At 41.9% G+C, this 22,843-nt stretch carries 20 protein-coding genes; 2 read left to right on the top strand and 18 right to left on the bottom strand.

Features of this window, described 5'->3' with window-relative positions; translation table 11 throughout:
* Positions 1-171: 171 nt before the first annotated feature.
* The gene (locus tag MHH23_RS10035; protein ID WP_024718894.1) at positions 172-609 is read right to left on the bottom strand and encodes a BrxA/BrxB family bacilliredoxin; all 438 of its coding nucleotides are present in this window, start codon (positions 607-609) and stop codon (positions 172-174) included.
* Positions 610-776: 167 nt separating this feature from the next.
* Between MHH23_RS10035 and MHH23_RS10030 the strand changes: the two genes are divergently transcribed.
* Positions 777-1,670 (top strand): YegS/Rv2252/BmrU family lipid kinase, encoded by an 894-nt coding sequence (locus MHH23_RS10030; protein WP_268431852.1) that lies wholly within the window; start codon positions 777-779, stop codon positions 1,668-1,670.
* Positions 1,671-1,683: 13 nt separating this feature from the next.
* Here the strand turns inward: MHH23_RS10030 and MHH23_RS10025 are convergent, their stop codons facing one another.
* From MHH23_RS10025 to MHH23_RS09985, 9 genes are all read right to left on the bottom strand, one after another.
* Positions 1,684-1,977 (bottom strand): YesK family protein, encoded by a 294-nt coding sequence (locus MHH23_RS10025; RefSeq protein WP_008342236.1) that lies wholly within the window; start codon positions 1,975-1,977, stop codon positions 1,684-1,686.
* A gap of 68 nt (positions 1,978-2,045) precedes the next feature.
* Positions 2,046-3,302 (bottom strand): dihydrolipoamide acetyltransferase family protein, encoded by a 1,257-nt coding sequence (locus MHH23_RS10020; protein ID WP_340959429.1) that lies wholly within the window; start codon positions 3,300-3,302, stop codon positions 2,046-2,048.
* A 19-nt stretch (positions 3,303-3,321) separates the two neighbouring features.
* Positions 3,322-4,305, bottom strand: a complete 984-nt coding sequence (locus tag MHH23_RS10015) for an alpha-ketoacid dehydrogenase subunit beta (RefSeq protein WP_007501148.1) — start codon at positions 4,303-4,305, stop codon at positions 3,322-3,324.
* 12 nt (positions 4,306-4,317) lie between these two features.
* Positions 4,318-5,310, bottom strand: coding sequence for a thiamine pyrophosphate-dependent dehydrogenase E1 component subunit alpha (locus MHH23_RS10010; RefSeq protein ID WP_039165916.1), 993 nt, complete (start codon positions 5,308-5,310; stop codon positions 4,318-4,320).
* Between the two features lie 17 nt (positions 5,311-5,327).
* Positions 5,328-6,752 (bottom strand): dihydrolipoyl dehydrogenase, encoded by a 1,425-nt coding sequence (gene lpdA / locus MHH23_RS10005; protein ID WP_268431850.1) that lies wholly within the window; start codon positions 6,750-6,752, stop codon positions 5,328-5,330.
* On the bottom strand, positions 6,742-7,863 hold the full coding sequence (buk, locus tag MHH23_RS10000; protein ID WP_017357958.1) for a butyrate kinase: 1,122 nt from the start codon (positions 7,861-7,863) through the stop codon (positions 6,742-6,744). The genes lpdA and buk overlap by 11 nt, the downstream gene beginning before the upstream one ends.
* Before the next feature lie 33 nt (positions 7,864-7,896).
* Positions 7,897-8,991, bottom strand: a complete 1,095-nt coding sequence (bcd, locus tag MHH23_RS09995; RefSeq protein ID WP_268431848.1) for a branched-chain amino acid dehydrogenase — start codon at positions 8,989-8,991, stop codon at positions 7,897-7,899.
* A 25-nt stretch (positions 8,992-9,016) separates the two neighbouring features.
* Complete coding sequence (gene yqiS, locus MHH23_RS09990; protein WP_008342231.1) at positions 9,017-9,910, bottom strand: phosphate butyryltransferase; 894 nt, start codon at positions 9,908-9,910, stop codon at positions 9,017-9,019.
* A gap of 125 nt (positions 9,911-10,035) precedes the next feature.
* A complete protein-coding gene (locus MHH23_RS09985; RefSeq protein ID WP_268431846.1) occupies positions 10,036-12,108 on the bottom strand; it encodes a sigma-54 interaction domain-containing protein in 2,073 nt (690 codons plus the stop codon).
* A 149-nt stretch (positions 12,109-12,257) separates the two neighbouring features.
* Between MHH23_RS09985 and MHH23_RS09980 the strand changes: the two genes are divergently transcribed.
* Positions 12,258-12,494 (top strand): DUF2627 domain-containing protein, encoded by a 237-nt coding sequence (locus tag MHH23_RS09980; protein WP_017357960.1) that lies wholly within the window; start codon positions 12,258-12,260, stop codon positions 12,492-12,494.
* Positions 12,495-12,527: 33 nt separating this feature from the next.
* Here the strand turns inward: MHH23_RS09980 and MHH23_RS09975 are convergent, their stop codons facing one another.
* From MHH23_RS09975 to dxs, 8 genes are all read right to left on the bottom strand, one after another.
* Complete coding sequence (locus tag MHH23_RS09975) at positions 12,528-13,265, bottom strand: glycerophosphodiester phosphodiesterase (RefSeq protein ID WP_024718886.1); 738 nt, start codon at positions 13,263-13,265, stop codon at positions 12,528-12,530.
* Between the two features lie 231 nt (positions 13,266-13,496).
* Positions 13,497-14,597 carry a Rap family tetratricopeptide repeat protein gene (locus MHH23_RS09970; protein WP_024718885.1) on the bottom strand — a complete coding sequence of 367 codons (1,101 nt, stop codon included), beginning with the start codon at positions 14,595-14,597 and terminating at the stop codon, positions 13,497-13,499.
* 449 nt (positions 14,598-15,046) lie between these two features.
* Complete coding sequence (spo0A, locus tag MHH23_RS09965; protein ID WP_340959427.1) at positions 15,047-15,850, bottom strand: sporulation transcription factor Spo0A; 804 nt, start codon at positions 15,848-15,850, stop codon at positions 15,047-15,049.
* Between the two features lie 283 nt (positions 15,851-16,133).
* Entirely contained in the window at positions 16,134-17,411 is a 1,278-nt protein-coding gene (spoIVB, locus tag MHH23_RS09960) for a SpoIVB peptidase (protein ID WP_007501161.1), read from the bottom strand.
* A gap of 198 nt (positions 17,412-17,609) precedes the next feature.
* On the bottom strand, positions 17,610-19,343 hold the full coding sequence (gene recN / locus MHH23_RS09955; protein WP_008342224.1) for a DNA repair protein RecN: 1,734 nt from the start codon (positions 19,341-19,343) through the stop codon (positions 17,610-17,612).
* 34 nt (positions 19,344-19,377) lie between these two features.
* The gene (ahrC, locus tag MHH23_RS09950) at positions 19,378-19,827 is read right to left on the bottom strand and encodes a transcriptional regulator AhrC/ArgR (RefSeq protein WP_007501163.1); all 450 of its coding nucleotides are present in this window, start codon (positions 19,825-19,827) and stop codon (positions 19,378-19,380) included.
* Between the two features lie 161 nt (positions 19,828-19,988).
* Entirely contained in the window at positions 19,989-20,843 is an 855-nt protein-coding gene (locus MHH23_RS09945) for a TlyA family RNA methyltransferase (RefSeq protein WP_007501164.1), read from the bottom strand.
* Positions 20,840-22,741 (bottom strand): 1-deoxy-D-xylulose-5-phosphate synthase, encoded by a 1,902-nt coding sequence (gene dxs, locus MHH23_RS09940; protein WP_007501165.1) that lies wholly within the window; start codon positions 22,739-22,741, stop codon positions 20,840-20,842. The genes MHH23_RS09945 and dxs overlap by 4 nt, the downstream gene beginning before the upstream one ends.
* Between the last annotated feature and the right edge of the window lie 102 nt (positions 22,742-22,843).

Raw genomic sequence — 22,843 nt, 5'->3', positions numbered from 1 at the left:
AATCATGAGTAGATTTGAATATTTATTCACTATAATGTATTTTAAACACTTTCTTTTTGATATGCAATAGTATTTTGCTAAAATTATTTTGATTCTTATGTCATATAAAACAAAAAACAGACCGATCAAAAGACCGGACTGCCTCTAAATGATTCATTCAAAAGTAACATGTTACACTTCTTCGCAATACTCATCGAAAGCGGCTTGAAGTTTTGACACCACTTCCATCGGTTCATGTCCTTCGATTTCGTGACGTTCGACCATTTTCATGATTTTCCCGTCTTTTAATAGAGCAAATGATGGTGAAGATGGCGGGAAGCCTTCAAAGTATTCACGTGCTCTTGCGGTTGCTTCTTTGTCCTGTCCAGCAAACACTGTGAGCAATTGATCTGGACGCTTATCGTAATGAACAGAATAACCAGCCGCTGGTCTAGCAATACCGCCTGCACAGCCGCACACTGAATTCACCATGACAAGTGTCGTTCCTTTTTTCGTCAGCGCTTCATCGACTTCTTCAGCTGTTGTCAGTTCCGTATAACCTGCCTGTTTAATCTCTTCTCGTGCTTGTTTCACAATATCATTCATAAATAAATTAAAATCAATATTCATAACCGTCCACTCCTTCTACGTACCAAACCATTTTAACTACATCATATCAAGGAAAACGCCGGCGGGCAAATGTCTTGTTTCGCCCCCTTCACTTTTTTCAAACGTCGTTTATGACCTGTGGAATTGGGGAAAAGTGATAGTAAAGTGATGAAAGGGAGAACTGCGTGATGGCACAATTCAAAAAAGCGATACTCATTTATAACGGAAATGCTGGACAAAAAAACATGGAAAAAACACTAGGTCAAACAGTGCCTCTTCTTTCTTTACATATTGATGAACTCATCCTTAAGCCTACAAAACAGCCGAATGATGCCTATCATTTCTGCCGTGAGATGGATGAGTCGGTTGAATTGCTGATTATACTAGGCGGAGACGGAACCGTCCATGAATGTATGAATGGAATTGGCGGTTTAGAAAAAAGGCCGACTGTAGCGATCTTACCTGGCGGGACGTGCAATGACTTTTCTAGAACGCTGGGCATCCCCCAGCAGATGCCAAAGGCCGCTCAAATGGTGATAGATGGCACTGAAAAAAAGGTCGATTTAATCAAAGCAGAGGATCGATACCTTTTAAATTTTTGGGGGATTGGTCTCATCGCAGATACCTCAAACAATATTAATGATAAAGAAAAAGCTGTCCTCGGAAAAATCAGCTACTTCACGAGCGCTCTTCGAACCCTTCAGCAGACAGAACCTTTCTACGTACGCATTGAAACTGAAGAGGAAAACTGGGAAGAAGAGGCTGTGATTGTCCTTGTCATGAATGGGCACTTTATCGGTACAAATAAATTAGATCTGCCAAATGCTTCAATTGATGATGGAAAAGCCGAAATTTTAATTTGCAGAAATACGAGCTTCTCTGCTTTAAAAGAGATTTTTTCAATGAACCGCGAAGAGCTAGAAGATTTTAAAGGTGACCTGTCTCTTATACAAGCATCCCGCATTCATATTCATACTAAAGAGGAAATGGATGCAGATACAGATGGTGAAGTATACATGACCGCTCCTTCTTCCCTTGAAGTATTAAAACAGCATTTGACCTTTATTGTTCCAGAAGAATAAAAAAGCGCCTGCATCATTTCGATGCGGGCGTTTTTTTGATATAACGTCTGTATAAATATTCAAGTGCATACCCTAGCAGTGTACCTATCAGAAGGGAAATGCCTAATAAACTATTGGCGACTCCTTTAAATCCTCCTATCATCAACAAGCAATAGGCGATTTGAATGATTGAAACGATCGATATGATGAGCAGTAAGCGTTCAGGATGATTGCGTGATTTGGAAATATACCGAAGAAAAGCGAACGCAATGGCTGTGATAAACATCAGACCGATCGTAAGAAAAGCAAAAAAATCTAGTCCAGACATCTCATCGCTCCTTTCTGATTGATATGGAAATCCCCCTCTCATTGTGAGAAGGGGACATATAAATGAGCTTAATAGACGGACGTCTCTTCGTCAATGCCTTCAAGAATTTGTTTGATTCTTTGCAGGAATCTACCGCATACAAGACCATCGAGTACTCTATGATCTAATGAAAGACAAAGATTCACCATATCTCTTGCGGCAATCATTCCATTTACAATCATCGGGCGCTTTACAATAGATTCTACTTGTAAAATGGCTGCTTGCGGATAGTTAATAATCCCCATTGATTGAACCGAACCAAATGATCCTGTGTTGTTCACAGTGAAAGTGCCGCCTTCCATGTCACTTTGCTTTAGTTTGCCTTGTCTGACCTTGAAAGCAAGTTCATGTATTTCTTTAGCAATTCCCTTAATCGTTTTCTCATCCGCATCTTTGATCACTGGGACAAAAAGAGCATCATCTGTCGCAACAGCAATGGAGACATTGATCGCTTTCTTTTGAACAATTTTATCACCAGCCCACATGCTGTTCATTTCAGGGAATTCCTTTAAGGCCTGAGCCACTGCTTTGACAAAGAACGCAAAGAACGTCAAATTAAAGCCTTCTTTTGCTTTGAATTGATCTTTTAGCTGATTTCTTCTTGTCACAAGGTTTGTCACATCCACTTCCATCATCGTCCAGGCATGTGGAATTTCATGCTTGCTTCTTAGCATGTTTGCGGCAATCGCCTGTCTAATCGGAGTGACCGGCAGTTCAACATCTCCAGGCATTGAAGAGATGGAAGGAGCCGCTTTTGCTTGTGACGGTTGCGAAGGTTCTGTTTGACCCGCACCTTCACTCACAGGTGCTGCTGTTTCTTTTGCGCCTCCACTTTCGATAAGCTTCAGCAAATCTTTTCTTGTGATTCTGCCGCCAGCTCCCGTTCCTTGAACAGCCGTTAAATCAATTCCGTGCTCATCTGCTAAACGCAGGACTGCCGGAGAGTATCGTTTCTTTTGACTCTGATCCACATTTGTTTGGTCAGGTTCTGGTGCTTCATCTTGCGCAGGCGCCTCTTCTATTTTCGCACTCTGCTGCGCACTGCCTTCTACTTCAATTTCACAAAACACTTCTCCTACTTGAAGTGTATCACCCTCTGCAGCCGCTAGTTTAGTGATTGTTCCTGTAAAGGATGATGGAACCTCTGCATTTACTTTATCTGTCATGACTTCCGCAATCGGATCGTATTTATTCACATGATCGCCAGGTGAAACGAGCCATTTGCTAATGGTTCCTTCTGTTACACTTTCACCAAGCTGAGGCATTTTCATTTGTTCAGTTGCCACTTTGAAACCCTCCTCTTTCTTAAAACGCCGCTAGTTCTCTCATTTCAGCTTCTACCTTATCCGGATTAACCATGAAGAATTTCTCCATTGTCGGTGCATATGGCATTGCAGGGATATCAGGTCCTGCTAGACGTTTAATTGGCGCATCTAAATCAAACAAGCAGTGCTCTGAAATGATGGCAGCTACTTCACTCATGATGCTTCCTTCTTTTGTATCTTCTGTTAACAAGAGTACTTTCCCTGTTTTTGATGCCGCTTCAATAATCGCTTCTTGATCAAGCGGGTACACTGTACGTAAATCGAGAATATGAGCAGAAATTCCGTCCTTCGCAAGGCGCTCTGCTGCTTGGAGGGCAAAATGAACACAAAGGCCATATGTAATGACCGTAATGTCATCGCCTTCTCGTTTCACATCCGCTTTTCCAATAGGGAGCGTATAATCCTCTTCAGGCACTTCTCCTTTAATGAGACGGTATGCACGTTTGTGTTCAAAGAACAATACAGGATCTGGATCACGCACTGCGGCTTTTAACAACCCTTTGACATCATAAGGTGTAGAAGGCATCACAATCTTTAAGCCTGGCTGATTGGCAAAAATGGCTTCGACCGATTGTGAATGATAAAGCGCCCCGTGTACGCCGCCCCCGTAAGGAGCACGAATGACCATTGGGCAGCTCCAATCATTATTGGAACGATATCTAATTTTTGCAGCCTCTGAAATGATTTGGTTGATGGCTGGCATAATAAAATCCGCAAATTGCATCTCTGCGATCGGACGCATTCCATACATAGCAGCCCCAATACCTACACCTGCAATCGCTGATTCGGCAAGAGGTGTATCCATGACGCGCGCTTCTCCAAATTGCTCGTAAAGACCCGCTGTTGCTTTAAATACGCCGCCTTTTTTCCCGACATCCTCTCCGAGCACAAACACTTTCGGATCTCGCTCCATTTCTTCTTTCATCGCTAGTGTAATAGCGTCTATATATGACATAACAGGCATTTTTCTTCCCCCTTACTCCGCATACACGTAACGAAGTGCGCTTTCTGCATCGGCATAAGCTGCGTTTTCCGCTTCATCAGTGGCTTCGTTTACGATTTGCATGATTTCTTTTGTCATCTCTTCTTTCATTTCAGAAGTCATGACATTTCCTTCGATTAAGTACGTTTCATATTGAATGAGCGGATCTTTCTTTCTTGCTTCGAGCACTTCTTCCTTTTCTCGATAGCTAGAATCATCGTCATCACTTGAATGCGCAGTTAACCGGTAAGAAATGGTTTCGATCAATGTTGGGCCTTCGCCTCTTGCCGCACGGTCTCTCGCTTCTTTGACCGCTGCATACACTTCAAGCGGATCATTTCCATCAACCGTCACACCAGGCATTCCGTACCCTATTGCACGATCTGAAATACGCTCACATGCCACTTGTTTGTCATACGGGACAGAAATCGCATACTTATTGTTTTCACACATGAAAATAACAGGCAGCTTATGCACCGCAGCAAAGTTGGCGCCTTCGTGGAAGTCTCCTTGGTTTGAAGAGCCTTCACCGAACGTGACAAAGCTAACAAAATTCTTTTGCTCTAGACGCCCGGCAAGTGCGATGCCAACTGCATGAGGAACCTGTGTTGTCACCGGTGATGATCCAGTCACAATTCGGTTTGATCTTTGCCCAAAATGACCTGGCATCTGTCTCCCGCCTGAGCTTGGATCGTCTTTTTTCGCAAAACCAGACATCATTAAATCTTTCGCCGTCATCCCGAATGCAAGGACAACCCCCATATCACGGTAATAAGGTAAAACGTAATCCTCTTCCCTATTGAGGGCAAAAGCGGCACCGACTTGCTGCGCTTCCTGTCCTTGACAAGAGATGACGAATGGAATTTTTCCAGAACGGTTTAACAGCCACATCCGTTCATCAATTTTTCTTGCTAAAAGCATGGTTCTATATATGTCAATCGCTTGTTCATCTGATAATCCTAATTCCTGATGACGCATGTTACTCATCATGTTTCCCTCCTTGATTAAAAATGGATCGCCTTTCCGTCAACAGCCAGTGCTGCCTCGCCAATTGCTTCTGACAAGGTTGGGTGCGGGTGGATCGTCTGCCCCACTTCCCACGGAGTTGCATCTAGTACTTTGGCTAATCCAGCTTCAGATATCATATCTGTTACATGAGGACCAATCATATGAATCCCTAAGATATCATCTGTCTTTTGGTCAGCAATGATTTTGACAAATCCATCAGACTCTCCAAATACAAGCGCTTTTCCGATGGCCATGAAGGGAAACTTCCCAATCTTGACTTCGTAGCCTTGCTCTTTTGCCGCCTGTTCAGTCAGTCCAACACTAGCGGTTTCTGGGTGAGAGTACACACATTTAGACACGAGCGTTTCATCAAGCGGCTTTGGATCTTGACCAGCCATATGTTCCACTGCAATCATGCCTTCATGTGATGCGACATGCGCCAGCTGAAGACCGCCAATGACATCACCTATTGCGTAAATATGTGACTCTTTCGTTTGATAATGCTCATTCACGACAATGCCTTGCTTTTCTGTCTGGATGTCCGTGTTTTCAAGTCCTATGCCTTCCACGTTTGGCACTCGGCCAACTGAAAGAAGCAGTTTCTCTGCTTCAAACGACTGAGTGTCTCCACCTTGTTCCACTTGGATCTTGACGAGATTCTCGTGCTTTTCGGCAGTATCTGGCAGAACCTTCGCGTTTGTCACTAAGGTGATGCCCTTTTTCGTTAAAAGCTTTTCCATTTCTTTAGAAATATCTTGATCCTCTGTTGGCAAAATGCGATCTGCAAATTCGATCACTGTGACTTTTACGCCAAAATCGTTAAGCATGGAAGCCCATTCGATCCCAATCACGCCTCCGCCGACAATCAGCATGGACTGCGGGAGTTCTTGCAGTTCAAGTGCTTCGTCTGATGTAAGGATGTGTCTTCCATCCGCTTCAAGTCCGGGCAGGACGCGCGGTCTTGACCCAGTCGCAATGATGACCTGCTTTGGAATCAGCATTTCATTTTCATCGCCATTCGCCATTTCTACCGAGATGGTGCCTGGCATTGGCGAAAAGATCGAAGGGCCTAGGATACGGCCTATTCCTTCGTATACATCAATTTTCCCTTGTTTCATTAAGTGTTTGACGCCGCCTGCTAATTTGTCGACAATCTCTGTTTTTCTTTTTTGTACGTTGGCAAATTGTAAGGCAATTCCGCTTGCTTCAACGCCAAAATCAGCGGCACGTTTGACCGTTTGATAGACTTCTGCACTTCTAAGAAGCGCTTTAGATGGGATACAGCCTTTATGAAGACATGTTCCACCGAGCTTTGATTTTTCTACGACTGCTGTTTTCAATCCAAGTTGAGAGGCACGAATGGCCGCTACATAGCCGCCTGTGCCTCCACCAAGAATGACGAGGTCATATTCAGTTGCCATGACTTGTCACTCCTTTCTCCGCCTTTTGATCATTTGGGTATTCTTTTGGTGATTCTTCTTCTTTTAAAATGCGAAGCGCCCCTTCTGCTAAGGATTGCAATTCATTTTCACCTGGGTACACAACAACATCTGAAATCCAGTCAATGTATCCTCTAATGCTTGACGTAATTTGTTTGCTGTACGCAAGGCCTCCTGTTAACACAATGACGTCAACAGCTCCTTTTAAAACCGCACTAGCCGCACCAATTTCTTTGGCAATTTGATAGCACATCGCTTCATAAATAAGCGCCGCACGCTCATCGCCTGCTTCAATCATGCGCTCTACTTTTACTGCATCTGTCGTACCAAGATAGCCCGCAAGACCGCCTTCGCCAATAATGCGTTTGAGCATTTCTTCTTGTGAATATTCACCAGAAAAGCATAAATTAACAAGGTCACCTGTTGGAAGAGTACCTGCCCGCTCTGGGCTGAAAGGACCCTCGCCATGAAGACCGTTATTCACATCAATGACTTTTCCTTTTTGATGTACACCAATCGTAATTCCGCCGCCCATATGGGTAATGATCATGTTCAAATCTTCGTAACGCTTTCCAAACGAAGCAGCCGTTTTTCTTGCGACTGCTTTTTGATTTAACGCATGAAAAATGCTTTTCCGCTCAATTGTTGGCAGTCCTGAAATACGAGCAATCGGCTGCAGTTCATCTACGACTACGGGATCAACAATAAAAGCTGGGATGTTAAGGCCAAGTGCAATTTCTCGGGCAATAATTCCGCCTAGATTAGAGGCGTGCTGGCCAGCATACCCTTCTTTTAGGTCTTCAACCATTTGCTCATTTACTTCATATGTGCCACCTTCAATCGGACGAAGAAGACCACCGCGTGCGCAAACTGCATCAAACTTTGAGATGTTCATCCCCTGTTCATGCAGTGTTTTCAAAATGGTTTCTTTGCGGAATGAAAATTGATCAATGATATGAGGAAACTGCTTGATTTCCTCATCTGTATGTCTTAATGTCGTTTCAAAAATAGATCGTTCATTATGAAACACACCGATTTTTGTTGAAGTAGAGCCAGGATTAATAGTGAGAATACGCCATTCTTTTGTCAGCAAAAACAAAACCTCCGTTTCAACTCATTCATCCATTTAGCGACGACTTAAAATATGTTGACCATTTTGCAGGAATTGGCTTCTTGATTTGCGCATTCTTTCAATTCGCTCTTCAGCCAATCGGTCTGCCGCTTTATAAGTTGGAATGGCATCACGGTTAGAGATTTCAATCACTCGCTCAATGTTTTGGTAAATGCCTTCTACTTTTTTCATTGCACGATCTGCATTATAGCCATAAAGCTCATCTGCAACGTTAATCACACCGCCTGCATTGATCACATAATCCGGTGCGTACACAATGCCCATTTCATGAATAAGATCTCCATGATGAGTTTCTCTCAGCTGGTTATTCGCTGCACCTGCGATGACTTTTGCCTTTAATTTAGGAATCGTCACATCGTTAATGGTTGCACCGAGTGCACATGGTGCGTAAATATCACATTCTTGATCATAAATATCATCAGGGTCTACCGCTTTTGCACCGAAGTCTTCTACAGCTCGCTGAACTGAGTCTTTGTTGATATCAGTGACGATGAGCTGTGCGCCTTCTTCATGCAGGTGTTTACATAGGTTGTAAGCCACGTTTCCAACACCTTGAACGGCAATTGTTTTTCCTTCTAATGAATCTGTACCGAATGCTGCTTTTGTAGCTGCTTTCATTCCTTTATATACACCGTAAGCAGTCACTGGAGATGGATTTCCTGAAGAACCAAATGCAGGAGAGATGCCTGTGACAAAGTCTGTTTCTTCATGGATAAGATCCATATCTTCTACCGTTGTACCGACATCTTCAGCGGTGATATAACGGCCATTTAATCCTTGAATGTAACGGCCAAAAGCACGGAACATTTCTTCATTTTTTTCTTTTCTCGGATCACCAATGATGACCGTTTTACCGCCGCCAAGGTTAAGCCCTGCCGCCGCATTTTTATAAGTCATACCTCTTGCAAGACGCAAGGCATCTTCGATAGCTGCTTCTTCATTTTCATATGTCCACATTCTTGTTCCGCCGAGTGCCGGCCCAAGTGTTGTATCATGAATGGCAATGATGGCTTTTAAACCAGACTGTTCATCCTGACAAAATACAAGCTGTTCATAATCGTATCGTTCCATATATTTAAAAAGTTCCATTTTCTATTCCTCCTAATACTTTCGCTTAATTAGATGTACAGATGGCAAGTGCAATTGAATAGAGCTTGCTTTCAGCTGAATCAGACCGGCTTGTTAAAGCAATCGGTGCTTTCGCTCCTGCCACCACAGCTCCCACTTTTGCATGAGCAAAGTAGATGAGAGATTTATAAAGAATGTTGCCTGCTTCAATGGTTGGCACAAGCAAAATATCTGCATGACCAGCCACATCACTCGTAATATTTTTATGAGAAGCTGCCGTTTGAGAAATGGCATTATCTAAAGCAAGCGGCCCATCAATCAGACAGCCAGAAATTTGACCTCTTCGATTCATTTGCGCAAGGCTTGCAGCTGTGAGCGTCGAATCCATCGCTGGGTTTACGACTTCTACCGCTGATAATACCGCCACTTTGGGCATATCATTTCCGACAGCTTGTGCGACTTGAACGGAATTCACCGTAATTTCTTTCAGCATATTTAAATCAGGCGCAATGTTCATCGCAGAGTCCGTCACATAGATAAAACGGTCAAAGCCCGGTACTTCGAAGGCAGCAACATGTGAAAGGACACTCGCTGTCCGAAGTCCATATTCTTTATTTAAGACAGCTTTTAACAGTACGGCTGTCGGGACATGACCCTTCATGAGAATATCTGCATGATTTTCACTTACTGCCTGAACGGCAATTTTGGCAGATTCTTCGGGTGAATCTGAATGAATAATATCTATCCAGTCTTCGTTGATCTCATGCTGTTTGACTAGCTCCTTTAGGTTGCGTTTGTTTCCAACCAGCAGGAAGCGAGCGACTTTTCGTTCGATTGCCATTTTGATGGCATGAAGCACTTCTTCGTCTTCTGCATGAGCCACAGCCGCTGTTTTATTCTGCAGCTGCGAGGCTTTGATAATCAGATCGTCAAGCTTCATACTTGCCCACCTTTCCTTGTGCTCGGTTCCTCTTTTTATATGCAAGTTCCGTGCCAGCTTGAAATGTGTGAAAAATTAGCCTTTTCGCAAAGAAATCATGCAATTTCTTGCAGGTTACGTGCATGTTACTGCATGCTATCTTTTGCAAGCTGATACTTATCCATTTTATAGTAAAGATTTCGAATGCTGATCCCTAACGTTTTCGCTGTTTTTGTGCGATTGAATTGATGTTTTTCAAGGGTTTGTTTGATCAGCTGCGCTTCAAATGCTTCTACAGCATCTGAGAGCGTCTCCCCCTCAAATTGACTAACAGCCAGTTCCTGCTGCTCTTTTTCCTCATGCTCGTCTGACTCCATGAAGGCGATATGCGCTTCATCGATCCATTCTTCTTGCGGATTCAAAAAGATCATCGCTCGTCCAAGCACATTTTCAAGCTCTCTCACGTTGCCTGGCCAGCTATATGATCGAAGTCTTTTAAGCGCACGATCTGTTAAGCCGCTGACGTTTCGCCCATAGTCTAAATTGATCTTTTGGATGAGGCGTTTACTTAATGATTCAATATCTTCGAGACGCTGTCTGAGCGGTGGGATCGATATCGGGTATCTGTTCATTCGATAATATAAATCCTCTCTGAACTTCCCTTCTGCCATCGCCTTTTCAATATTGACATTTGTCGCTGTGATCACACGCACATCGACCGGTATCGCTTTCGTTCCGCCTACCCGAACAATTTCTTTTTCCTGCATGACACGCAGCAATTTCGCTTGTGTACTTGGCGTCATTTCACCGATTTCATCTAAAAAGATACTGCCGTGATTGGCTTCTTCAAACAGCCCTTTTTTCCCGCCACGCCTTGCACCAGAAAACGCTCCTTCCTCGTAGCCAAACAGTTCTGACTCTAAAAGAGTTTCTGATAAGGCAGCACAGTTGACACGGACAAAGCGGTTGTACTTGCGATCACTTTCATTGTGAATGGCATGCGCAAACAGCTCTTTCCCAGTACCTGATTCTCCGCGAAGTAAAATGGTTGCCGGCGTTTTTGCACCCAGCTTTGCCTGCTCAAGTGCGACAAGCATTTGTTCACTTTCTCCAATAATGTCTTCAAATGTGTACTTTGCTTCAAGTGTTCGAATGAGCTGTCTTGCTTTATTTAATTCATTCGTCAATGATTGAATTTCGGATACATCGTGAATGACCCCGACACTGCCTTTTAGAATGCCGTCCACAATAACAGGTGCTACATTGACGATGACATCTTTTTTATTTGGACCAACCTTCATTCTGACGCCTCGAACTGGTCTTCTTGTTTCAAGCACCTTTAAGTGCATGCTTTCCCCTTCGGAAATATCAGCGCCTGCCGGTTTCCCCACGACCTCTTTATCCGTTAAACCGGTCATTTTCGTATAAGCACGGTTGATCAAAATACCTTTTCCCTGCTCATCGACAACCGATATGGCTTCATCTGATGATTGAATAATGGCCTCAAGCATCGTTCTTACTTCTTTGAGGTTCGTTACTTCCTCCGCAAGCTCCACCGCATCTGTAATGTCTTTAAAGATGGATAAAGCACCTAACATTCTCCCCGCGTCATCAATAATCGGCAGACGGGTGGTCACAATTTGAATTTGCTGATTCAAAAATTGCTTTTGGTTAAATTCTGGCTCCCTTGACCTTAATATATCGGGAAGTTTCGTGTTCGGAATCACTTCTCGAATGTGACGGCCAATCGCATCCTTTTGCGAACACCCCACCATTTTGGCAGCCGATCGATTAAACAGGACCACTTCTTCATCCATATTAATAAAAATCATGCCATCATTCGTTGCATTAAAAATGCGGTCATGTTTATAGGTTTGTTCCTTCAATATTTGAATAAGCTGTTGTTTCTCTGCCATTAATTCTGAAATGACGTATGCCATCGAGCTAGGCACAATCACAGCATGCTCTGGTTTTTGTTCAATTAGTTCCTTCAGTACAGCAGAACTGCCTGTGGTTTCAATGATGATATCAATGTCATCTTTTATGTATTCTTTCCAATCCGTCGTCGTCTCAATTCCATTCTTTTTCGCTTCATCCATCCCCGGTGCCTCGAGATCAAGGTCGGCGATCGCAATGATTTGAACCGTATTTGTTTTCAGCAATGTTTCAAGCAGTGCTGATCCACCTTGTCCTGCACCGACAATCAAGATTCTCTGCATCCCGTTACCCCTTTATATGAAAAATTTTGCACACCATATTTTTCCGTTGCAAAAAATTGCACAACACCTATATTACCACGTTTTCCTTTCTTGACAAAATATTTTTTGAATTAGACAATGGAAGTAAATGACGTTTAAGGGGACATTTGATGGGGAGAATACTGGCATTAGTGATTATTTTAATACCTGGAGCCTTTGCAGCACTTGGCATTAAGCTGCTGCGTGACACTGTTTTCGGCATCATCATTGCACCATTTCCATATTTATGGCTGCAAGGAATTGCAGGGTTGTTATTTTTAGGGGGAGGTCTTTATGTTGTTGCAGGATTTATTTTATATAGGGACCGTAAACGAAATAAAGTAACAACTCGTTTTAAGCAAAGGTAATCATGAAAAAGACCCGCTGTTGATAGCGGGTCTTTATTTCATTTCTTCTCTTATTTTGACGGCTCGATCAGGAAAATCAGTAAAGATTCCATCAACACCCAATCTCAACATATTTTTTATTTGCTTCTCACTGTTTACAGTAAACGGTCTAATCACTTGTTGGTCCGCATGGAGAGCGGCTACTACTTCTTTTGTCACCCCAGCGCCCTTTATATTCGGATGGTAGCCCTTAGCTGGGATTGTTTTTAAATACATGTCCGGCTGATGAATCACATCCATCGTGAGGACCGCCAGTTCAATGTGCGGCATCAGCTTGTGAAAAAGAGCTAAACTGCCGTGATGAAATGATGAGACAAGTACTCGATCCTCTATTTGAAAGTGCTCAATTTGCTCTTTTACTTTTTCTTCAATCCCTGGATATCGATAAATAGAGTTTTTTAATTCAATGTTGATCATAAAGGATGATCTCTGCGTCACTAGCTCTAATACTTCTTCTAAAAGAGGAATGGAGACCGCACCCGTTTCTTCATAGAAAGAATGACTGGCATCTCCTCTTTTTAACTCTTCATATGTATAGTCTTTCACTAACCCTTTCATATTGGTCGTTCGGTTCAGCTTTTCATCGTGAATGACAGCTAGTCTGCCATCTTTGGTGAGCTGAACATCAAGCTCAATCCCATCCGCTCCAGAATGGAGTGCGTGCTCAAAGGCAATCATGGTGTTCTCTGGATAGTTTCCTTTAAAGCCTCTATGTGCAAAAATTTTCGTCATATGCCACCTCTAAATATGAAGATTACCTATATTATATTATGACGTGTCTTTTTTCGTTTTGCCAGTTTGAGCACATAAAAAAACCTCTTCTAATAAGAGAGAAGAGGTTGACAGGTAAATTCGATCACGTAATCGCTCTGATGGCTTGCTCTGTCGTCTCTGCGTCAAGAGCAAAAAGGGAAGAAACAACTGCGACTGCTGTAACGATTGTTACACCTAACAACAACTTTTTCATAAGATAACCTCCACTTTCTTTTGAAGTATTTGTGCATCGAATTTCTTTTCAAGAAAACGAATGGCATTTTGATAATCATTTCGTTCCTTGAAGTATTTCGATATTTGTTCAGACAAATCCTCAAGCTCCACATATAATCTATTTTTTTCTATGTAGTCTAATTTTTCAGAGAATACGTCTGCTGCTCCACTATTTTCGCACATCAAATCCAAAATTTCAAATTTTACTATATATTCATTATTTTGGATATCACAGCTATATTGAATCCCCTCTTTAATATATTCTTTCGCCTCATGATCTCCTAAATGAACTAAGGCATTTGCGAGAACATATAAAGATTGGATGAAATAATGGCTATTGTCGCGATGAATTTGAATGCCCATCCCTTTTTTGGCGTATTGCGCGCTTTTTTCATAATCAGGTTTTGCGTAATAAAGAACCGCTAAATTGTGATAGCACTTCCCAATCAGCACTTCATTGTTAATGCGCTTACTTTTCTCAAGTGCCTCTTGGTACTTTTCCTCAGCTTCATCAAATTGTAGTAAATCTATACAGTTGCTCGCATGTAAGATTAAGCTGTCAATCGCCTGTGCGGTATATTCCTCATGCGCTTTAAACGTATCAATGGCTTTTTTAATATGATTAATGGAAATGAAATTTTGCTTCAGTTCGTAATAAATGGAAGCGACTTTATGATGAAAAGTTCCGACTTCAAGATCTTCATTCACACGTTTTAGACGCTGCTCAGCAATCTTATAAAAACTAATCGCCTCATCATATTTTTTGACATAGGCAGCATATTGGCCTTTATAAAAGTAAAAATAAAAATTAATAATGTCATCTGCTTTTTCATCCAGCGTTCCGACACTTTTCATAATCTGATTGGCTTTTTCAATATTTCCAAGTAACATTTCATGTCTGCCGTCGACTAGCTGATAATAAAGAAGAACTTCTCGATCCTCATCTGTATTTTTTAGCAAATTCTGAATTTTCTCTTTATAGACAGCAGATTTTTCTAGGTCATTCTGAGAAATGACCCTCGTCCACTTGCTAATTTCGTTCGCAACCTCAGCAGAGTGGATTTTCAGCTTTCCCATAACCTCACCCTCTTCTTTTCATTATTATAGCATAGTAAAAGAATGTGAAAATTATTAAATTCGACAATGGGAATATTCAGTTCAAATGGCACAATCTCTAAGAAGCCAGTGACTTTAAAACGCCAACCAATCAGGTCAATAGAAATAGAACTTTCGATCTCATTTACTTTATTTACTAATTACATAAGACCTTTTCCTCTCATCCTTTTTCTTACGAATGAGCGTTTTCTTCTTCTATAAGCCAATTGATTAGCGTAGCTGATTACCACTATTTTATGTCCTATTCATTTCTTTCATGCTTTATTTTTCATTTTATTCTGAAAATAAAGCGACCCGTTTGTCCAATTTAAACATTAAAGATGATTTTATCAACATAACCATTTTTTAGCAATATTTTACAAAAATAAAAAAACGCCTCATTGAAGAAACGTTTTTTTATGGAAGGTGACTTAGCTTGCTCTATGCTCTAAACGCAGACGATCAGCCACCATGGCAATAAATTCGGAATTGGTCGGTTTGGCTTTTGACATGCTGACTGTGTAACCAAAGAGTGACGAAATGGAGTCAATATTCCCTCTGCTCCAAGCCACTTCAATGGCATGACGAATCGCTCGTTCTACCCTGCTGGCTGTCGTGTTAAATTTCTTTGCAATGTCTGGGTACAACACTTTTGTAATACTGCCGAGTAGTTCAATATCATTGTACACCATTGAAATGGCTTCTCTTAAGTATAAATAGCCTTTAATATGAGCTGGCACGCCAATCTCATGAATAATCGTCGTAATGCTCGCATCTAAGTTCTTACGTTTCGGTTCAGGTTTGCTGCGAAGGACACTGTTTTGGATAGATGAAGATCGATGGCTGACTTGTGTGCCGTTTCCACTGACTTGACGAATATGACCTACGAGGTTTTCCATATCGAATGGTTTCAAAATGAAATAGGATGCGCCCAAATCGACTGCTTTTTTCGTTACGTCTTCTTGTCCGAAAGCCGTCAGCATAATGACACTTGGCTGTTTCGTCATTTCATTGTTTTCACGGAGGCGTTCCAGTACAGCAAGACCGTTTAAATGAGGCATGATAATATCTAAGAGGAGAACGTCGGGCTCTTTATCTTTAAATAATGTCAGACATTCCTGACCATTATACGCCACGCCAAGTACTTCCATATCTTCCTGTCCCTCAATATACTCTGTCAAAAGGCCAACAAGTTCTCGATTGTCATCAGCTACACACACTTTAATTTTCTCCACGTTCTTTCCTCCCCAATGTCGATTCCTTAGTCTTTTGCATTTCTCTTCTGAGTGTTCAATTCGACAAAACCATGCTATCCCCTTTAAAAAAGTTTAATTTTCCGAATAATAGAGCATTATCTAGCTTTTTCTACGTTTTTCTTAATGAATCGACGATTATTGCAATTTGACAACAAACTGTTTTCCATTTTGTCGAAAAATCTCTTTTTCCTTATTTTATAACATGATGGAAGAGAAAGAAAGGGTAGAAAAAAACTGCCGGAAGATTCGCGGCAGTTTTTCATCAGCTTGCTTTTTTGTTTTTTTGATAAAGATCAATTCCTGCTTCTGACAGCATCCATTCAATGTGTACGCCGTATCCGCTTGTAGGGTCATTGACGAACACGTGAGTGACCGCTCCAATGACTTTGCCATTTTGGATGATCGGACTTCCGCTCATTCCTTGAACGATCCCGCCCGTTTTGCTTAATAAGCGTTCATCTGTTACTTTAAGCACCATTCCTTTTGTTGCTGGGAATTTTTGTGGTGTTGTGCTGACGATTTTAATATCAAATTTCTCTACTTTATCATGGTCCACAACCGTTAATATTTCGGCTGGACCTTCTTTTACTTCATTTGATAATGCGACTGGAAGTGGTTTGTCTGCTACATGATTTTCAAGTTTTTCGGTTAACGTACCAAATATACCGAATGGACTGTTACGTGAAATATCACCTATCGTTTTTCTTTCGGAAGAAAACCTGGCCAATTTTTCTCCAGGGTTGCCTCCTGTCCCTTTTTCAATGGATGTGACAGTTGATCTGACAATTTCACCATTGTCGACCACGATTGGTTTTTTTGTATCCATGTCAGAAATCACATGCCCAAGGGCACCATATTTTTTAGAAGATGGTTCAAAGAAGGTCATCGTCCCGATTCCTGCTGCGGAATCACGAATATAAAGACCGATTCGATAAGTACCTTCACTTGCATCTTTAGCGGGTGTTAATGTCGTTTGAAAGGTTTTATGGTCTCTTTTTATGAGTAAATGAAGGGTTTCCCCCGTTTTTCCGGCTTTCTGAATAAATGGGGTGAGGTCATTCATCTTCTCCATTTTCTGACCATTGATCTCAATGATCATATCCCCTGATTGAATGCCTGCAGCTTCACCTGGTGATTTTTTGCCGTCTGCTGTTGTGATTTGATGAAAACCGACAACGAGAACTCCGACAGAATGGAGTTTGACGCCAATGGATTGTCCTCCAGGAATGACTTTTAATTCGGGAAGAACATCGACTTTTGTTTTCTTAATAGGAAATCCTTTAAAATCATAAACAATTTCGGCTTTTCCCGCCTTTTGTCCCGTTACTTCAAGTTGATTTTTTTTCTCTGAAAGACTAAAGGCTGGTGAAGAAGCATTGGCTGACGCTTCAATGGATGTATCAATCGAATGCTTCTCGTGTTCAAATACTGCGACAGTTGTTGGAATGCTGATATATTCCTTCACTATGCTCATAAACCCTGTACTTATTAAAGAAACAAGGAGAATCACACCAATGGCTTTTCTCATCTTTTCGGGCATTCATTTTTCACTCTCCTCGCTCCTTACCCACACCAGAACATTAATGTTTTGGCTACATCTTTACTTTTGCCTTCTTAGCGAGGATTTATAACCGACACCTTTAGAAAATGATTGGATAAATTGATAAAAGAAAAAGACGATTTCATGCGTATATACGGCGAATATGAGACAATATAAAAAAGGCAGCTGTTGTTTCAGCTACCCTGTCGTTTTGACATCATTTGCTTGGTGCAGTAATTCTTTTGCATGCTGTTTTGTGAGCTCAGTGACTTCTACACCAGCAATCATTCGGCCAATTTCACTCACTTTTTCATCATCACTGAGTGGTTTGACGTTCGTCATTGTTCTACCAGCTTTAGCGCGTTTAGAAATAAAAAGATGTGTATCAGCCATTGCTGCAACTTGCGGCAGATGGGTAATACAGAGTACTTGTGAGCCTGCTGCTACTTTATAAATTTTTTCAGCAATGGCTTGTGCGACTCTGCCGCTAACACCCGTATCCACTTCATCAAATATAATGGACGTCACTTCTTGTTTCGCTGAGAAAATACTTTTCACTGCCAGCATGACACGTGAAATTTCTCCTCCAGATGCTACTTTTGACAAAGATTTCATCGGTTCACCCGGATTTGTAGAAATGACAAATTGCGCTTGATCTATGCCATTTTTCCCGAGCTGTACGGGTTTTCCATCTAAAAGCGGGCAGTCCGTACTGCCAAAAGGTGCATATCGAATCGTAAAAGCGGTATCAAAAGAAGACTTCTCCATATATAAATCCTTCAATTCAGCTTGAATGTGCTTCGCCAGTTTTTTCGCCCATTTTTTACGGAGCTCTGACACGTTAAGCGCTTCAAGCAATGCATCCCGGCTTATCGCATCAAGTTTGTTTTTAAGTGTCTGCAAATGGCTGTCTCGATTTTGGATTTGGTCTATCTCCTCTTCAATCTTAGCCGCATATTCTAAAATTTCCTCAACGGTTGTGCCGTACTTTCGCTTCAGCTGCTTCATCTCATTTAGCCTAGACTCAATAAAATCAAGACGGGCTGGGTCAAATTCTAATTGATCAAGCATGCTGCGCATTTGAAAAGTAGAATCTTCTAATAAATAATAGGAGTTTGACACTTGCTCAGAGAGCTTTTTCAGATCGTCATTGATCTCAGAAACTTGCTCAAGCTCGCTTGAAGCCATCCCAACCCAATCAAGTCCTCCCTGCTCATTACGCAGAGCATTATACGCGTTTTGAAGCGAGGAAAAGATTTTTTCAAAATTGCTGATTTGATGACGTTCCTCTTGAAGCTTCTCATCTTCCCCAGGCTCTAATTGTGCCGCTTCAATCTCTTCCAGCTGAAATTGCAATAAGTCTAACCGGTGAACCATTTCTTGTTCATTTTCAGACAGCTGTTTGAGTTTTTGCGCCGTCTTCATATATTGATCATACGCTTCTTGATACTGTGAGAGAGCAGGTGCAATTTCTTCTGCTCCAAATTGATCAAGCAAATGTAAATGATTTTCATCCTCCATTAACAGCTGATTATCGTGCTGTCCATGTATATCAAGCAAAAGCCGGCCAACTTCTCTTAAAAGCGAGATGGTGACAAGCTTCCCATTAATGCGGCAAATGCTTTTCCCGCTTTGATTGATATCACGGCGAAGAATCATCATTTCATCAGATGCATCAATTCCTTGCTCCTCGCAAAGGGCAAATACAGGATGATCTGCTGGTACAAGAAAAAGGCCTTCCAGCTCTGCTTTTTTTTCGCCATAACGGACAAATTCGGATGATCCTCTTCCCCCTACGAGAAGTGAGACAGCGTCAATCATGATTGATTTTCCGGCACCTGTTTCCCCTGTTAGAACTGTGAGTCCTTTTTCAAACGAAACCGTTAACTCCTCAATGATTGCAAAGTTTTTAATGGTTAGTTCTGCTAACACTCATTTGACACCTCTTTTTGTAAACCTGATCTCTTTATAGAAGCTCTAAAATTTTGGACGAAACGGTATCCGTATCGTCTGGCGTGCGGCAAATGATTAAGATGGTATCATCCCCACAAATGGTTCCCATAATTTCTTCCCAATCTAAATTATCCATTAAAGCACCGATGGCTTGAGCGTTCCCAGGCATTGTTTTTAAAACGATTAAATGACTGGCAGCATCCATTTTAATAAATGCGTCCATTAAGGAACGCTTTAATTTTGATAGCGGGTTAAACCGCTGATCTGCAGGAAGGCTGTATTTATATGTTCCGTTATTTGTTGGCACTTTGACTAAATGCAGTTCTTTGATATCTCTTGATACGGTCGCCTGTGTGATGTTATATCCATCCGCTTTCAAAATATCGACTAATTCGTCTTGTGTTTCAATTTCTTGGCTTGCGATAATTTCTCTAATCTTAATATGTCTTTGACCTTTGTTCATTTTGACCCCCCTAGGCGTTAGAATCTCAGTTTGTCTTTACGTTCTATGTTATATGATGCACACTTCAAAAAACAAGCATTACGTGAGAAACGGTCAATTCTGATCTTTTGACCATGTAAAAAGGAATAATAGCGAGCTATTATTCCTTTTGTTTCAATAATTCATGTGTCAGCCGGCTCAGGACTGTTTTTCTTTTCTTTCAATACGGCATGGGCTTCTTTGACGACTTTTTCAAGTTCAGATACTGGAAGTGCCGTATTCTCTTCTTGATCGGGATGCAGGACCAAGTGGAGGAGAAATTCGATATTTCCATCTCCGCCTGTAATCGGTGAAAACGAAACATCCTTTACATCATAGCCTTCTTTTGCAGCAAATTGATTCATTTCTTCTAGCACACCAAGATGTACAGAAGGTTCTCGCACAATGCCTTTTTTTCCAACAAGCTCTCTGCCCGCTTCAAACTGCGGCTTCACTAGCGCAATACAGTCGCCGCCTGGGATAAGAATATGCTTTAATGCGGGAAGAATAAGTTTGAGCGAGATAAATGATACATCAATAGATGCAACCTCTGGTAATCCTTCGGTGAAATCTGCCGGAACAGAATGGCGGAAGTTGGTGCGTTCCATGACGATCACCCGATCATCCTGTCGTAATTTCCACGCAAGCTGATTGTAACCAACATCCACAGCATAGGATTTGACTGCTCCATTTTGGAGTGCGCAATCTGTAAATCCCCCTGTTGATGAGCCGATATCAATTAAAAGCTTTCCTTCAACGGTTAAATCAAATTCCTGAAGTGCCTTTTCGAGCTTTAGCCCACCTCGGCTGACATATTTCAGCGGATTCCCCTTCACAGTCAGCGGGGTATCACGAGCGATTTTTTCTCCTGGCTTATCCAAACGGTTTTCATTTGAGTAAACGATCCCTGCCATAATGGCGCGTTTTGCTTTCTCTCTCGTTTCCATTAGTCCTTGTTCGACTAATAAAACGTCAAGTCGTTCTTTCTTTGATGTCATGATCCAATTCCTTTTCTTGGTGCTGCGGGAAGCAGGTCACGTAATGTTTCAGCAACCTGTGTTTTCGTCAGTCCAATTTCCTCAAGTAGCGCATCGACACTTCCATGCTCAATAAATTCATCTGGAATGCCCATACGTTCTACTTTTATATGAGACGCTTTTTTGTCGTGAATATATTCTAATACGCTGCTGCCAAATCCACCCTGAAGCACCGCTTCTTCTATTGTTAAAATTGGCAAACCTTCAGACAGTATCTCATTTAACATGCCTTCATCAAGAGGCTTAATGAAACGTGCATTGACAACACGGATTGATTTTCCTTCTTTTTGCAGTTCTTCTGCTGCCTGCAGCGCCATTTTAATGGTTGTACCGAATGTTAAAATGACAGCATCTTTCCCGGGACGAAGAACTTCCCAAGAACCAATTGGGATGGTTTTCAGCTGTTCATCCATTTTGACGCCTAGTCCATTTCCACGCGGGAAGCGCATGGCGATTGGACCATCATCATATTGAATGGCTGTGTTGACCATATGCTGTCCTTCATTTTCATCCTTTGGCATCATGAGAACCATATTCGGCATATGACGCATGAAAGCAATGTCAAACACACCTTGATGTGTTTCTCCATCTGCACCGACAAGACCTGCACGGTCAATTCCAATGAACACATTGAGATTTTGACGGCAAATATCATGCAGCACTTGATCATAGGCTCTTTGAAGGAACGTTGAATAAATCGCTAAAAATGGCTTCATGTCCTGTGTAGCAAGTCCAGCTGCCATTGTTGCAGCGTGCTGCTCTGCAATTCCAACATCAAACATTCGCTCAGGGAATTCTTTTGCAAATCCTTCAAGCTTTGAGCCAACGGGCATTGCAGGTGTAATTGCGACAATCCGCTCATCTTCCCGTGCCAGCTTTCTGACGGTTTCACTGACGAGACCACTCCATGACGGTGCAGCTGCTGTCGGTTTTACAAAGTCACCTGTGTCGATTTTGTATGGTCCTGTTCCATGCCATGTGCCGATCTTATCAGATTCGGCCGGCTTATAGCCTTTTCCTTTTTTCGTGATGACATGAAGGAGAACCGGGCCTTTTGTTTTCTTTGCGTATTCAAGATTCTCAAACAAATCTTCATAGGAATGTCCGTCTACTGGTCCTAAGTAAGTAAAGCCCATTTCCTCAAAGAACATACCAGAGACAAGCAAATATTTCAGACTGTCCTTGATACGTTCTGCTGTTGCAGCAAGCTTCCCGCCTACTGCTGGGATACGCTTGAATAAGTATTCAAGCTCGTCCTTTACCCATTGGTATTTACCAGCTGTACGTAGTCTGCCAAGCATTGTATGGATCGCACCAACGTTTGGCGCAATACTCATTTCATTGTCGTTTAAGATCACAATCATGTCTTTTTTTTCATCCCCGATATGGTTCAGTGCTTCTAACGCCATACCGCCGGTTAGTGCACCATCGCCGATAATCGGGAGAATGTATTCATCTGTTCCTTTAATGTCACGCGCTGCCGCCATTCCCATTGCACCAGATAATGAGGTTGAACTGTGTCCAGTCTCCCAAACATCATGTTCACTTTCATTTCGTTTGGGGAAACCGCAGAGCCCTTTATATTGACGAAGCGTATCAAACTCGGCGCCTCTTCCAGTTAACAGCTTGTGAACGTAAGACTGATGTCCAACATCCCAAAGAAATTTGTCTTTCGGGCTGTCAAATACTTTGTGAAGTGCAACAGTAAGTTCAACGACACCAAGGTTTGGACCAATGTGCCCACCAGAGTTCGCTAACGACTCAATTAAAAACGTGCGAATGTCCGCACTAAGCTCCTCTAATTCTGCATTTGACATTCCTTTTAGAAACGTTGGATTTTTTATTGATAAAAGATCCAATCAGGATCAACTCGCTTTCAACAAAATTTCTATCTACATATATAATGCCTTATTCCTACGAAAACCAATTCAGGAATAAGAGTTGTCTCATCATGATAAACT

Origin of the sequence: Bacillus sp. FSL K6-3458, assembly GCF_038005045.1 — a bacterium.
Taxonomy (GTDB): domain Bacteria; phylum Bacillota; class Bacilli; order Bacillales; family Bacillaceae; genus Bacillus; species Bacillus altitudinis.
This window is presented reverse-complemented; position numbering and strand designations above follow the sequence as displayed.